Origin of the sequence: Dapis hubbardiae BLCC-M172, from assembly GCF_050016015.1 — a bacterium.
Taxonomy (GTDB): domain Bacteria; phylum Cyanobacteriota; class Cyanobacteriia; order Cyanobacteriales; family Microcoleaceae; genus Trichodesmium.
The window spans coordinates 63,015-77,147 of record NZ_JBNHEQ010000243.1 but is presented as its reverse complement, the minus strand read 5'-3'; the positions used below and the strand labels follow the sequence as shown (position 1 = coordinate 77,147).

Genomic DNA, 14,133 nt, shown 5'->3' with positions numbered 1-14,133 from the left:
GTTTTAACCTTCTTGTAATTATCAATTATCCATTATCAATTATCAATTAATGAATCCTCCGTTCCCCTACTCCTTAAAAAAGACTTTTTCAGCAAACCCTAATTATTAATTATTGAAGTAGCAGTCAGCAGTCAGCAGTCAGCAGTCAGCGGTCAGCGGTCAGCTTTTCACGGTGTATAATGGGGGACTCTTTCCCCCCATTAGCACACACCACTAATTTTTTCCAAGCTCTTGTGGGGGACTTATATCCCCGGATTTCTAGCTGAATCGCGTAGTTACGACCCTGGAGGCTAGCTGTTTCGCTGCGCGACATGAAAAGCGCAGCTCCTCTGTAACAGGCTTGCTGATAGCTGATAGCTAGTTAATTATTAATTATTCAGCAAGCTCTAAGTAAGCTATCTTCCTTACCATATACTTACAAATACGTCAAACCAGCATATAGATAACCTCGAAAAATTAGATCGTCATCCTCAAATCAATATGAGGCGATCGCTACTCTCCACAACGAGTTTATAGGTACTTGAGGGGACAAAATCTTATTAGACAATAAATACCCTTGGATTATTATTCCTTCATAATATCATGGAAAAGCCGAAACTATTGAAATTCCGTTGGCTATTTTCAGAAATTTTGGCTATTTTTTGTCAGAGGTTGATGACAAAATTTAAAATTTTCAAATTAACACAAGAAATTGATAACTAAAACTTTTAAGATTAGCGATCGCTAAAATTAAGCAACGAATACTATATATAGTATTTATCAGATAGTATCAGTCTTAACTTTGGACTCATAAGTTAGCACTATGATTTTCTCCTAACTCCTTACTCCTACCCTTAACACTCATACTTTTTCCACAAACCCTAACAATATGGCTAAACTCTATAAAGCAACTGGAATAAATCTCAAAGCCATGCCTTTAGGAGAATCAGACCGTCTATTAACCATACTCACCCCAGAATATGGTTTGATACGAGTAGTAGCTCCCGGAGTCAGAAAGCAAAAATCCAAACTGGGGGGCAGAAGTGAACTATTTGTAGTAAATCAATTATTAATATCCAAAGGCCGATCGCTTGATAGAATCAATCAAGCAGAAACTATACTATCCTACGCGGGCCTTAGTCAAAACCTGGGAAAATTAGCAGCAGGTCAATATTTAGCAGAATTAGTCCTTCATCAAGCTCTGAGCGAACATCCTCAAACAGAACTTTTCTATTTACTAAGCGAACATTTGGGTCGAATAGAACAACTACAACATAAAACCGACCGACTTTGGCATACCCAACTTATAGCATACCTCGCTCATGGAATTTATCATCTACTCGCTATAGAAGGAATAGCACCACAAGTCCAAATGTGTTGTGCTACAGGAAATGAATTACAACCAAACTTCAATTATTCCGACTGGCAAGTAGGCTTTAGTATAGACTCAGGAGGAATTATTAAACTTGATGATACTTCTGTTGTACAATCTTCTTATCCAAACTTATTAGGACAAAAGACTACTACTAAAATCAATACTTTACTCAATGCTAATCAACTTTCACTACTTCAGCAGTTAGCTGAACCTCAACTCAAAGCCCTAGTTAAACTCACTTCCCATCAAGATTGGATTGTAGTAGAAAAACTTTTAAGAAAATATGCTCAGTATCATTTGGGCTACTCTATCCGCTCTGCTGAATTGATTGATACTTATTTAGAATCTCAAATAGGGAGTAGGAGTAGGGAGTAGGGAGTAGTTAATATTCAGTCCAGTAGGATGCGTTTTTACTGGCGCAAAGTATTCCGTTAGGAATGCTTAACGCACCGAAAAATTAGGGATAAGCGGTGCTATAAACTACTGTAGAAATTTAGTATCCAAACCAAATTTTTTTCAGAAATAATTTACTAAAAAATTAAGGTATAAAGCCTCTCCATTCATGGAGAAAAAAAATCCTTTTAGCCAATCCTCTTTTTTATAAGAAGAGGTAATTCTCAATTCTCAATTCTTGAACAATATTCATTATTAATTATCAATTAAAATGCAACTATCTGATTCAAATTTACAAACAAAAAAAAGACAAGAAAAACAACCGAAAACCAAATCTATTTCCGCTGCATCATTAGCAGAAAAGGAACCCGAACGTGGACTTTTGCCAGTGCTGAAAAATGGTAAATTTTTAACCCTCTGGAGTGGTCAAGTATTTTCCCAACTAGCAGATAAAGTTTACCTCGTACTAATGATTGCTATTATTGCTAATCAATTCCAAGCAGCAGACCAAACTATAAGTGGATGGGTATCCGCAATTATGATTGCTTTTACTATTCCCGCAGTATTATTTGGAGCTGGAGCTGGTGTCTATGTAGATAGATGGCCAAAAAAAGCAGTTTTAGTTGTGACAAATATTGTCAGAGGTGGTTTAGTTCTGATTTTGCCAATAATATTATGGCTATCTAACGATTTTAATCTAGGCAACCTACCTTTAGGATTTTGCCTAATGTTATTGTTGACTTTTTTGGTTTCTACCCTGACTCAATTTTTTGCCCCTGCGGAACAAGCAGTTATTCCCTTAATTGTAGAAAAGCGAAACCTACTTTCTGCCAACTCTCTCTACACCACTACAATGATGGCTTCTGTAATTATTGGCTTTGCCGTAGGAGACCCATTATTAGAATTTGCCGATAATTTAGTAGCAAAAATTGGTTTTGGGGAAGCTTTAGGTAAAGAATTAGTCGTAGGAGGAAGTTACGCGATCGCTGGTTTACTATTAATACTACTCAAAACTGGCGAACAGAAAGACCTAACAGAAAAGGAACAACCCCATATTCTGGCAGACTTGGTAGATGGCTTAAGTTACCTGAAAAATCATCATCGAGTTCGTAATGCTATTATTCAGCAAATCGTTTTATTTTCTATTTTTGCAGCTTTAGCAGTTTTGGCAGTACGTTTGGCAGAAATTATTCCTGGTATGGAGGCTGAAGAATTTGGATTATTATTAGCTGCTGCTGGAGTAGGTATGGCTATTGGTGCTGGAATGGTAGGTCAACTTGGACATTGGTTATCTCATTTCCAACTCAGTATGATTGGATCTATGGGAATGGCAGCTTCTTTAGCAGGTTTATCTATATTTAATCAACAGTTTTGGGTAGCTATGGTTTTGATTGGTATTTTAGGAATGTTTGGTGCAGTAGTGGGAGTGCCAATGCAAACTACTGTTCAAGCGGAAACTCCTGAAGAAATGCGGGGAAAAGTATTTGGTCTCCAGAATAATGCGGTTAATATTGCCTTAAGTTTACCCTTAGCTTTAGTAGGAGTGGCAGAAACTTTTCTTGGTTTATCGACAGTGTTGCTTGGGTTAGCAGGAGCAGCAATAATAGCAGGTATTTTCTTCAGTTTCTTTTCTAAACCGACTTTTGAATAGTTGTTATAGCAATCCTTATTTTAGGGCTTGCTGAAAAAGTCTTATGGGTGAGGGTAGGAGTCAGAATCAAAGAAGGAGTCAGGAGACAGGAGACAGGAGTCAGAATGAAAGTCTAGTAATGGACCGTTTCAACTAAAATAGTGCATTAGGGAATCAGGTTCGGTAGGGGCGGGTTTAACCATTAAGTTAACGAGTTTTCCAAGTAAGCCAGATAAACCCGCCCCTACCCTATGCACCTTTTATCAGCAGGGAAACAAGGAGACAGAAGTCAGGAGTCAGAATGAAAGTCTAGTAGTGCATTGTTTCATCTAAAAACGTGCATTAGGAAGACACCGTAGGGGCGGGTTTCACCGTAGGGACGTTGCATGCAACGTCCCTACAACAAGTTTTCCAAGTAAGCCAGATAAACCCGCCCCCAGTGATATAAGCCACCGTCTCAGGGGCAGGTTTGTATAAATCTTAGAAACGAAAACTTTATTATAAGTGATTATCCAAACATGATATTATTGCTGATAGCTGACAGCTAATAGCTGTTTGCGAAGCATTCCGCAGGAAATGCTTACTTCAAAATTAACGCAACTTCCTTAGCAAAATAAGTCAAAATTAAATCCGCACCAGCTCGTTTCATACTCGTTAAAGTTTCCAACATTACCTTTTTTTCATCTATCCAACCCTTCTCACCAGCAGCCTTAATCATAGCATATTCCCCACTCACGTTATAAGCAGCTACAGGTAGATTTGTTGTCTTTTTCACCTCACAAATAATATCTAAATAAGCCAGCGCAGGCTTAACCATCACCATATCTGCACCTTCGGCAATATCCAAAGCTACTTCCTTGATGGCTTCCCTAGCATTAGCAGGGTTCATTTGATAAGTCTTTTTGTCCCCAAATTTTGGTGCGGAATCCAAAGCATCCCGGAATGGTCCATAATAAGCTGAGGCATATTTAGCAGAGTAAGCAAGTATTCCCACATCGAAGTATTCAGCAGCATCGAGAGCTTTGCGAATCGCTCCAATACGCCCATCCATCATATCTGAAGGAGCGACAATATCAGCACCTGCTTCAGCCTGGGATAGTGCTTGTTTGACCAAAGCTTCTACGGTGGCGTCGTTGAGAATGACTCCATTTTCCGCCACAATACCATCGTGACCTTCGCTGGAATAGGGATCTAGGGCTACATCAGTAATGACAACAATATCTGGTATTGTTTGTTTAATCGCCTTTACAGTTCTTTGTATTAACCCATCTGGGTTGTAGCTTTCAGTGCCAGCGTTGTCTTTTTTTGCTTCCTCAACTAGGGGGAATAAAGCGATCGCATTAATTCCTAAATTATAAGCATCCTCTATTTCTTTGAGCAGTAAATCTAGAGTATAGCGATAACTTCCTGGCATCGAAACAACCTCGACTTTTTGCCCTTCTCCTTCCATCACAAACAATGGATAAATTAAATCATTGACCGTCAACTGGTTTTCCTCAACCATACGTCGTAAAGCAGGAGTGCGACGGAGACGACGGGGGCGCTGTACGCCAGGAAATTCTGTGGAAAAATTTGTTTCAGTCATGGGTAGATTAGTTATCCTAATATAATTGATAGTCATTAATCATAATCAAAAATTTACATCTAGTCAATGGAGATTAAGTAGGTCGGTGTTAAAATTTGTCACTATGTAGTAAAGCTATAAACTTACCCTCAAATAGAGTGTAGGTATCAGCTTGGAGTTAGTTTACAAACCTTAATATAGTTAAGCTTTTTGGGTGGGGAAGTGTGGGGAGTGTGAAGAGAGAAGTAAAAATAAGATTAGCATTTTTCATTCCGTTTTAAACTAAATAGGCAGTGTAAATAGTTTGTAAGGCTCTTTGCACAACATCTTCATCTGAAAGTGCCGATAAGGCTAAAGCTGGTGGCCCCCCATTTAAAACCATAATGATAGGTTCTTTAATGTATGGATAAAGATTAAACCATTGGTTAAACTGCCCTGGAGGAAGATCGTTTTCTGGAGTTAATATCCAGGTAGTTGATAAATCCCAGAATGGCTGATCGAATAACAAATAAACTTTGTCTAAAGTCCCCATTCCGAGTCGATCGATAGCTTGCTGCTTATTTTTGGGCAATACAGGATGGAACTTGATATCTCCTTTTTTGAGTACACCAAGGGGGACTGTTACCAAAACCGCATCAAAAGATTGATTATTAATTTTCTCAAAACCCAGTATCACCCCTTTTTCAGTTCTCGAAATTTCCTTAACCAGTGTATTCAATTTAATTTTGTAGTCACCCTTCAAGGCTGCCAAAATACCTGCGTATCCATCTGGGAATATGACATCGGGACCATCGTAGTCATTCACGAAGAGATAAGCCCGCTGATTGATTCGATCTTCATTTGTTCCAGCCGTGTGCTGGATACTAACGACATTTTCCAACCATCCTGGGGCATCACTGTCCCTAATTTTACGCCCACCACGTCCTCGAATAATGTAATCCTCTTTTTCCGTTCGGATAAGTCGCTGACCTAGCCCCTCGGCCAAATCCACAAGGGGGTTTCCGTTTATCCCATGAATCCAACTAGCTCCCAGCTCCAATGGTACTCCCAGTCGGTCATCTGTCCATATCCGTCCCCCAATGCGATCGCGTGCTTCAAACACAGTAACTTCTCGACCATTTGTGGAAAGTTTATGTGCTGAGGCAAGGCCGCTCATTCCCGCACCAATAATTGCAATTCTATCGGCACTACCTTGCAAGATTGAGTTAGCTGCCCGAAGCCCGGATTCGTAGGCAGCATGAACTGTACTGTTGTGCTTTGGAAAAGTAGCTTCACCAGCAAAAAATATCTTCTTGTCAATGGGCTGCTCCAGGGCACGAATGTCACTCCGCGAAGCTCCCTTTGAGATGTGTGAATATGAGCCATAAGTGTAGGGATCGCGACTCCAATTGGTTCGGATGTAGCCGAGAAGCTTTTGGTTTTTTGCCTGAAAACTGTGCCAGGGCAAGAAATTCAAAAGTAAGCCACTTGTAACTCCATGCAGTAATAATCGTCGATTCATTTTTAGCTAGATTTATCAAAGAGTCATTAGTTACTTTATAGCGCTTTTCAGATTGATGAACCACATTGTTACAACCAAAACCTTGTAGGGGCGTTTTGCTATCGCACAACTCCGTTAACGCGGAGCGACATATAAAGCGGAGCTTTGCGCCAGCAAATGGCCATTTCCGTTCCGGAATGCTCCGCAAACGCCCCTACTGTAGTCTACCGACATGAAAACTGCTGTAACCTAAATTTGATAAATATTAAGTATAGTCTAAAAATTGTTTGGGAAAGGTTGAGCGATCGCTTATCTGCTATAATTTTCCTTATTTAGATTCAACAAAATTCTCAATCTGTAGAACTACTGATTAGGGAGCTACAAAAAATCAGCATTTTCAGCAGAGGAGGGCGGAAAAATCAAGGGGGAATGTTTTTTTCTACTGAGAACTTTCTACTGTCCAATCAAATTTGTACAACTTATTTTTACATGAATCATAATGAAGAAAAAATTGATTATTCTTTTAAAGAATATTTCCCTTATATATGTAGGTCTATTTTTGTTGAGCTTAATTTTTGCATTTTCAATCCCATTACCTTATTTTGATTTTGGAGAAGTCGTCGATCTACAAAAAGGCTGCTATCGGACGAATGATGATTTTATAGTGGATCATATTGAGTGTCGAGGTTTGCCTATAAATGGGTTAGTGAAGTTTTTTTTGAATTTCTGGATGCGCTTGGTAGTTTCGGCGGTTTTGGCATTTCATTTGACTGAGGCTGCATATTCCACTTTGCTATATTGGTCTCCATTATTTTACTTGCTATGGTACGCAATAAAAAGGCGGCATTTAACTAAATAGGACTCTTGAGCATCAGTAATAATTTTTAGATTGGGAAAGTCGGTAGCAAGGCAAGTTAACACTGATAAAAGCATTATAAAATTAGTTGGTACGCTCATTGCAGCTTCTCTAGTTTTAAGCCAAGCTAGTTATTTGGTATAAATATAATAGAGTCAAAAGAGACTTTAGATGATAAAATCGCTCTTTAGGCTAATATTCAGATTGTTTAGTCTGATATTCTAGTAAGTTAAGGAAATAACTATATCCCCTAAGAACTAATGTTAACTATTGGAACACAAAAAAGCGATCGAATTAGCACAATTACTAATACAACTTGGGCTGAATATATTAGTTTAGACTTGCCCAGTAAACGAGTCTCATTTCGCAATGGAGTTATTACTATTTTCTCCCCAGGACGTAACCATGAATTGATTGGTGATTATATTAGAGCAATTATTTGGGCGTATTGTCGTAATCTTAATATTCCTGTTTTCACCTTTAATCAAACCACTCTTAAAGAAGAAGGAAAAGAAGGGAAAGAACCTGATGTAGCTTACTGTTTTGAAATAGACAAAGACAAGCCAGATTTGGCAGTAGAAATAAATCTAACATCAGGGAGTATCGACGATTTAACTAAATATCAATACTTAAAAATTCCTGAAGTTTGGCTATGGGAAAACAATAAAATTATATTCTTTGTTTATCGTGATTCAGGATATTTAGAATTAACAATAAGCAATTCTCTGCCTAACTTAAACAGCGATCGCGTGACAACAATTGTCAATAGTTGTTTTGGTAAAAGTGTTTTAGAAGTAGAAAATTATTTCTCTGTAGGGGCGGTTCGCGAACCGCCCCTACATTAATTAAAAAATCACAAAAATCACAAAAATGAATCAAAACGAATCTTTACTACCCTTAAAAATCGCCGTCCTAACAGTTTCTGATACAAGAACCGAAGCTGATGATAAATCGGGCAAAATATTAGTGGATAATTTAACCACAACAGGTCATTTATTAGCAGAAAAAACTATTGTTCCCGATAACATTTATAAAATTCGTGCTGTAGTATCTAGATGGGTTGCAGATGAATCTGTCCAAGTAATTTTGACTACTGGTGGTACCGGAGTTACAGGACGAGATGGTACACCAGAAGCTATTAAACCACTCTTAGACAAAGAAATTGAAGGATTTGGTGAGATATTTCGGATGATTTCCTATCAAGAAATTAAAACCTCTACCATTCAGTCTCGAACTTTGGCAGGCGTAGCTAACGGTACTTATATCTTTTGTTTACCTGGTTCTAGTGGTGCTTGTCAAACAGGATGGAGTATTATCAAAGAGCAACTAGATTCTCGTAATCGTCCTTGTAATTTGGCTCAATTGATACCGAGATTGACTGAAACTTAGAAATGATTAGGCGATCGCTTTGTTACTTACCTCTCCCTTTTAGGGAGAGGTAATTATCAATTATCAATTATCAATTATCAATTAATGAACACAGATTTTGCATATTCTTGATGCCAGCTACAAATGCCGCACCCACCAATTGACAACGCTCGTAAAAATCTTGTTCACTGGTGTGGATCTTAGAGGTTTCGTTGGATGTTACAAGTCCCCTATTATATTCAATTGTCACCGTATTTATGGTTTTTGATATTAGGTTGTCATCATTAATTTCAAGATAATAATTGGCTTTTTTGATCACTTCTTCTAACCTTTGCAGTATGGTATTGGTAGCACCATAAACATCAGGACGCGATTTTTCCCAATTATCAATATTAATGGGTAGTTTGTTAGAAGCCTCCCGTATCATGCTTATAAAGGGATCGACAAAAGCTTCCATTTGAGATCGATTAACCGTACTGTATTTATCTGGCTCGTCAGGAATTGAGACATCTAGGACTGACACCAATGGTCTAACTAACTCTTGATACGATTTCAAGTCATAGGTATTGCGGAGATAATCTAGTAGTGCTTTGGTATCTGTACCACCATTGTGCGGTGCAAATTTAGTTAAGTTCATACCATCTAGTTTTGGTGAAAATAACGCATCGAGTATTTCATGGGAAAATGCTGAATAACTATGTGGTTCTAAACAGATAATAGGATAATTCGGATTTGTCATATAGGCAGCAGCACGACATGCTCCAGCTACAGCAATACTCAAGTCATGATTCTTTTTTAACCCTAGTTTTGTTTCTTCAGTAGGCTGAGAAATATCTTTGTATAGACGAGTCCCACGATAAGTGTGTGTATTGTAGACCTGATTAGTTCTACCTTCTTTTGCTGGGGCGCGATTGCCATTGCTGATAATTAAATTTGTCAATACTGCCGAACCACAGACAAAATTTTGATTATTTTGCCAAATACTTCCAGATACCTCCAAAACCCCAACATCTGCTTGATTCCAAATTGTGTAAGGATTGCTAGAGCATAGGGATTCATCAGCAATTACGTCATCAGATAATAGTCCATCAACACAAGAAGGTGGTAAGGTTCCGGCATGTGGTACATCAAGGATCATTTGTTTTTGAGTACCTAAAGTACTAGGTCGGATAAAGCTGATGCTAGAGTCACTACGCCCCGTAATAAAAAGTGTATCGACCAATGATACAACGTATACGGGCGTATCTTTATACTCAAAATAGGGTCGTGCCACCAATAGCATGGCATTGTACATTTCTTGTGACGTATTAGGATATTGTTTTTTTAACCAACTAGAGAATATGACTTGATCTGAAAACTCTTCGAGTAAATTTCGATTGCTTAAATCCTTTCCTGTAAAACGCTGTATAAAATCAATTGCTGTTGTGTGCATGACTTTGCATTTATTTTTCTAACATAAACTAAATAAACATTACCATATCTGATATTTTCAGAGTGCAAAGAAAAATTAAACTTAGCTAAGATAGAAATTTGGCTCAATTGATACCGAGATTGACTGAAACTTAGAAATGATCTGGCGATCGCTCTATTACTACTAATTGGCCAGTATTAGCGATCACTGGAAAAATTTTAAAATGATTATTTTTTTACTTATCTAATTGATTTTTGTCAAAAGTTATCGCTGTCATAAAACTTCTCAAGTAATAATGACCACAAAGTTCTTATAGAACCCCTAAGTGTATCTTTACAAAAGTGAGTTTTACGAGTCAGGAGTCAGGATTAATAAGTCAGAAGTTAGCAGGAAATAGAATAGGGAAAAAAAGTATAAAAATAGCCCCATTATCCACCATCTCCCTACGTTTCACCAAATTTTATAGAACCATAGAACCCATTTGGGTTGGTTCTATAAAAAATTTACAATCTTAATTAAATGTTAAAATTTAATCAATAGTATCACTGTAAAATAACTTGCGGGAAAATCATGGCTCAAGCTTCAAAAACAAACAAACCGAGAAAAAATTCTGCTTACCAAAATTTAATGTCAATCCATTGGTGGATGTTTAATTGTTACATTATTATATTTGTAGTTGGTTCTTTTATGTCGCGTTTGCCTAGAGAAGCCTTTGGAAGAAACTTACTTTATGATTTCCATAAATCTCTAGGAGTATTGGCAATGGCTTTATTAACTTGGCGAATTTTAACTCTATTACAAGTGTGGTGGAAGAAATATACTAAGCGATTGCCCAAGTATACTTCTAAATGGATGCAAAAAGTAGCCCTGCATACTTCTCTTTATATCTTTATGTGGGCTGTTCCTATTAGTGGTTTCTTTTTTTCTAACTCCTTTAAAAGCAATAATGTCCGCTTTTTTGGTCTCACCTTACCTGATTTATTTCCCCAGAATAGTGACTTAGTAGACTTAGGTCGAAATATACATTTTTGGTTAGCTTATACTTTTTTAGCATTTATTATCTTACACGCGATCGATCAATTTAAGGTAGTCAAAGGATTTTGGCGACGCATTAGTAAAAGAAAAACTAAACCTAGCTAACACAGAAATTTGCCTCAATTAATGGCGAGATTGACTGAAACTTAGAGATAATAAAATGGTATTGTCTAATAGCCTGTAATTTGCTAGTGTACTTAAAGTCTGAATATATGTTAACCCAATCAGCTAAATTAACAGACATCTAAAGTAAAATCCAATGGAGGGATTAATGGTTACATTAGAAGATGCCAGAAGAGTAATTAGTGCCGCCGAAAAAAAAGCACTCGAAATTGGTCAACCAATGAATATAGCAGTAGTGGATGGGGGAGGAAATCTCGTAGCCCATGTACGAATGGATGGAGCTTGGATCGGAAGTATCGATATCTCCATTAAAAAAGCGTATACTTCGCGGGCGTTCGATCTGGCCACTAAAGATTTAGCCGAACAGAGTCAATCAGGAGGACAATTTTTTGGGATTCATGCCTCTAACAATGGCAAAATCATGATTTTTGCTGGGGGAATCCCCCTTTACAGTGAGGGACAAATAGTGGGAGCAATTGGAGTTAGTGGGGGGTCTGGAGAGCAAGACCATGCCGTTGCCGAAGCTGGAGCGGCCTTATTTTAATTCTTGAAAACCATTTATGAGATGGATAAGTTGATTAATTGATAATTGATAATTACCTCTCCCTTTGAGGGAGAGGATTGACGCTCAAGGAAAAAATTTATTTTTTTTCCCCTTGAAAGGGGAGGCTAATAAAGCTCTAAAGTATAGCACTACTTGAATCGGGAATAGGGAATAGGGAATAGGAAATAGTAAACTGTCAAAGGGTTTTTCGTATAGGGAAAAGCTCCGCTTTTTATGTTGCGCAGCAAAACAGGATTTAGAAATGTCTTAACCTTAATGAGTAGCGCTATAAATTTACAATTGTGTCTGGTTAGGGCCATTACCATAAAGGGCTTTTGGGCTAAATGTTTTCTTTGACCTTTAGCTAATTAATAATCCTCCCCAAGCAAGCAATAGAGAAAAAACAATCGCAGCGATCGCCTGTCTACTTAACAGCAATAAGGCAAATCGAAGAGACTGTTCTCGCGCAATAGTTAACAGAGTAACTAAGCAAGGTAGCAATACTCCTGCTAGATACACCCCAGTCAAAACCTGCAAGGGAGTTAACATAGCCAAGGTTTCTGGTTCCGCAAATAATAGCAGTCCATCTTTGCGAATAGAAGCTAAAATAATAGGCAATGAGGCTTCAGGGGGTAAATTAAACCATCCCATCAAAGGGTTAATAATATTGGCTAAAGCTGCGATCGCTCCTAACCAATTCAAGACAGAAGCAATAACGGTAATAACTAAAAAGATGGGAATTGCATTGAACAAAAATTGATTAATAGTTGACTTAGCTTCGCGCCAAATAACTAACCAACGAGGAAATTCTAAAAATGCTCTTCCTTGGATTACTAGGGGATTCTGATTCGATTTAGCTGTAGGGGAAGAAATCATGTAGGTATATATCAAGGTGGTTGCTGTGAGATACAGCAGGTAAGGAATTATCAAGTAAGGTAACGAAGCCGCACTAAATACCCCTAAAGTTGCGCCAAACTGATAAGAACAAGCCGAACCAAAAGCGATCGCCGAAATACAAGTTCCCCTAGAACAACTAGAACAAGCACGGGTACTAATCACCGCAGGAACATTACACCCCATACCCATAATTACTCGCACTAAATCCCGTCCCGATAACCCAAACGGACGGAGTAAAGGATTGAGAGCAATGGTAATTCGTTCTATTAACCCACTAGCTTTATATGCGCCCAAGAATAGGGCATAGAGAATTACTGTGGGCATCGCCCAAATAAACAGCAACGGACTCATAGTTATCAGTCCATACTGACCTATCAGTATTTCTCTTAACCAGATTGGGAGTTGGGATAAAGGTTTAATAATGGGAGCGATCGCATTTTGTATTCTAGGGTCTGCTAAAGTCGCAAAGGAGTTAGCACCCCAGACAGCAATAATCGCAGGAATAAGTAATAGAGCGATCGCCAATAACCAGCCTAGTCGAGGATGTTCTAACAGCGTTGGTTGGGGTTGAATATACCAGCCAGCCCTTGTAGGAATCCATTGCGCGGGAAAAGGATGAGGTTCTTCCAGAGAAGCCAAAATATAGTCTTTTTGTTCTATTGTCAGGTGGCGAGCATCTACAGTGACAATGCTCAGGTTAGAAGCTTCCCTCCATTCCCGAACAACTTGTTGAGTATGAACCGTCGATAATACCTTATCCCAGAAAGTAATCACCACAACGCCCCGTTTATCTGCTACTAAAGGCAGTAGATCGGCTAAATCTCGATCTACGTCGGTTGCCTTGACTATTAGTAGCACGGTGTCATTTTCTTGTAGCTGTCTTAAAGCTTTCTTAGTAGTTACGCTGTCGGAACGATAGAGAATTCCAGGAGTATCAATAAAGGTATAGGCTTCAGATTGATAAGTGTCACAAGTCACTGTAGAACCGCGAAAATTTGCACTCTGGGCAGTCTGTCCTGTAAGAGCCGCAATTAGTTGGGACTTGCCCGTATTCTCTTTACCAATAACCACAATACAATCGCGCTCTAATTTTGATGGCGTAAAAATATTCATTCTTGAATCAACACTATATGGTAATGATAATCATTGTAAAATACAAATAACAAAGTTATTTATTCTCTCATGCAAAATCAAGAACAAGCTGTAGTCTTCGACGAAGAACGCGCCGCTACTTATGACGAAAGATTTGCCGCCCTATTGAGGGACACACTTCATTTATTGACCCGCCTGGTTCTTGCCGATATTCCAGTCAATGGGCGGATTCTTTGTATCGGTGTTGGTTTCGCCCTCAAGGATATTTAGTTAGTGCGGATTTAGCGTCTGATATGTCCACTTCGTACTATTTCCATTGACTTATTTTTCCTTAACTTGACACCAATGGTTGAACACGCTAAAATTGCCAGAAGTTAATTGTGGAA

Annotated in this window: 11 protein-coding genes; 7 read left to right on the top strand and 4 right to left on the bottom strand. The window is 38.4% G+C overall.

The annotated features are described in order from the left end of the window. Positions 1-868 precede the first annotated feature (868 nt). Positions 869-1,729: a DNA repair protein RecO gene (recO, locus tag ACP6PK_RS22545; protein ID WP_426562855.1), complete on the top strand. Its 861-nt coding sequence runs from the start codon at positions 869-871 to the stop codon at positions 1,727-1,729. Between the two features lie 289 nt (positions 1,730-2,018). Then, positions 2,019-3,398, top strand: a complete 1,380-nt coding sequence (locus tag ACP6PK_RS22540; protein WP_426562853.1) for an MFS transporter — start codon at positions 2,019-2,021, stop codon at positions 3,396-3,398. Positions 3,399-3,957: 559 nt separating this feature from the next. On the opposite strand, the gene hemB is transcribed toward ACP6PK_RS22540, so the two are convergent. Both hemB and ACP6PK_RS22530 read right to left on the bottom strand, forming a co-directional pair. Continuing rightward, a complete protein-coding gene (gene hemB / locus ACP6PK_RS22535; RefSeq protein WP_426562851.1) occupies positions 3,958-4,962 on the bottom strand; it encodes a porphobilinogen synthase in 1,005 nt (334 codons plus the stop codon). A gap of 256 nt (positions 4,963-5,218) precedes the next feature. After that, entirely contained in the window at positions 5,219-6,442 is a 1,224-nt protein-coding gene (locus ACP6PK_RS22530; RefSeq protein WP_426562849.1) for a flavin monoamine oxidase family protein, read from the bottom strand. A 1,095-nt stretch (positions 6,443-7,537) separates the two neighbouring features. Between ACP6PK_RS22530 and ACP6PK_RS22525 the strand changes: the two genes are divergently transcribed. Together ACP6PK_RS22525 and moaB are read left to right on the top strand one after the other, a co-directional pair. Then, entirely contained in the window at positions 7,538-8,122 is a 585-nt protein-coding gene (locus tag ACP6PK_RS22525; RefSeq protein ID WP_426562847.1) for a Uma2 family endonuclease, read from the top strand. Between the two features lie 25 nt (positions 8,123-8,147). Next, a complete protein-coding gene (gene moaB, locus ACP6PK_RS22520) occupies positions 8,148-8,666 on the top strand; it encodes a molybdenum cofactor biosynthesis protein B (RefSeq protein ID WP_426562845.1) in 519 nt (172 codons plus the stop codon). Between the two features lie 70 nt (positions 8,667-8,736). Here the strand turns inward: moaB and ACP6PK_RS22515 are convergent, their stop codons facing one another. Next, positions 8,737-10,077, bottom strand: a complete 1,341-nt coding sequence (locus ACP6PK_RS22515; RefSeq protein WP_426562843.1) for a hypothetical protein — start codon at positions 10,075-10,077, stop codon at positions 8,737-8,739. A gap of 549 nt (positions 10,078-10,626) precedes the next feature. Between ACP6PK_RS22515 and ACP6PK_RS22510 the strand changes: the two genes are divergently transcribed. Next, positions 10,627-11,196, top strand: coding sequence for a cytochrome b (locus tag ACP6PK_RS22510; RefSeq protein WP_287240795.1), 570 nt, complete (start codon positions 10,627-10,629; stop codon positions 11,194-11,196). Positions 11,197-11,362: 166 nt separating this feature from the next. Beyond that, the gene (locus ACP6PK_RS22505; protein WP_426562841.1) at positions 11,363-11,758 is read left to right on the top strand and encodes a GlcG/HbpS family heme-binding protein; all 396 of its coding nucleotides are present in this window, start codon (positions 11,363-11,365) and stop codon (positions 11,756-11,758) included. Positions 11,759-12,118: 360 nt separating this feature from the next. Here the strand turns inward: ACP6PK_RS22505 and ACP6PK_RS22500 are convergent, their stop codons facing one another. Further along, entirely contained in the window at positions 12,119-13,768 is a 1,650-nt protein-coding gene (locus ACP6PK_RS22500) for a nucleoside recognition domain-containing protein (protein ID WP_426562839.1), read from the bottom strand. A gap of 69 nt (positions 13,769-13,837) precedes the next feature. On the opposite strand from ACP6PK_RS22500, the gene ACP6PK_RS22495 reads away from it, so the two are divergent. Then, positions 13,838-14,017, top strand: coding sequence for a hypothetical protein (locus tag ACP6PK_RS22495; protein ID WP_426562837.1), 180 nt, complete (start codon positions 13,838-13,840; stop codon positions 14,015-14,017). Positions 14,018-14,133 lie beyond the last annotated feature (116 nt).

Excerpts from the sequence above, each read along its gene's own strand:
- moaB (WP_426562845.1), top strand. The coding sequence starts at position 8,148 with ATGAATCAAAACGAATCTTTACTACCCTTAAAAATCGCCGTCCTAACA.
- hemB (WP_426562851.1), bottom strand. The coding sequence starts at position 4,962 with ATGACTGAAACAAATTTTTCCACAGAATTTCCTGGCGTACAGCGCCCC.
- recO (WP_426562855.1), top strand. The coding sequence starts at position 869 with ATGGCTAAACTCTATAAAGCAACTGGAATAAATCTCAAAGCCATGCCT.
- ACP6PK_RS22495 (WP_426562837.1), top strand. The coding sequence starts at position 13,838 with ATGCAAAATCAAGAACAAGCTGTAGTCTTCGACGAAGAACGCGCCGCT.
- ACP6PK_RS22530 (WP_426562849.1), bottom strand. The coding sequence starts at position 6,442 with ATGAATCGACGATTATTACTGCATGGAGTTACAAGTGGCTTACTTTTG.
- ACP6PK_RS22525 (WP_426562847.1), top strand. The coding sequence starts at position 7,538 with ATGTTAACTATTGGAACACAAAAAAGCGATCGAATTAGCACAATTACT.
- ACP6PK_RS22515 (WP_426562843.1), bottom strand. The coding sequence starts at position 10,077 with ATGCACACAACAGCAATTGATTTTATACAGCGTTTTACAGGAAAGGAT.
- ACP6PK_RS22540 (WP_426562853.1), top strand. The coding sequence starts at position 2,019 with ATGCAACTATCTGATTCAAATTTACAAACAAAAAAAAGACAAGAAAAA.
- ACP6PK_RS22510 (WP_287240795.1), top strand. The coding sequence starts at position 10,627 with ATGGCTCAAGCTTCAAAAACAAACAAACCGAGAAAAAATTCTGCTTAC.
- ACP6PK_RS22505 (WP_426562841.1), top strand. The coding sequence starts at position 11,363 with ATGGTTACATTAGAAGATGCCAGAAGAGTAATTAGTGCCGCCGAAAAA.
- ACP6PK_RS22500 (WP_426562839.1), bottom strand. The coding sequence starts at position 13,768 with ATGAATATTTTTACGCCATCAAAATTAGAGCGCGATTGTATTGTGGTT.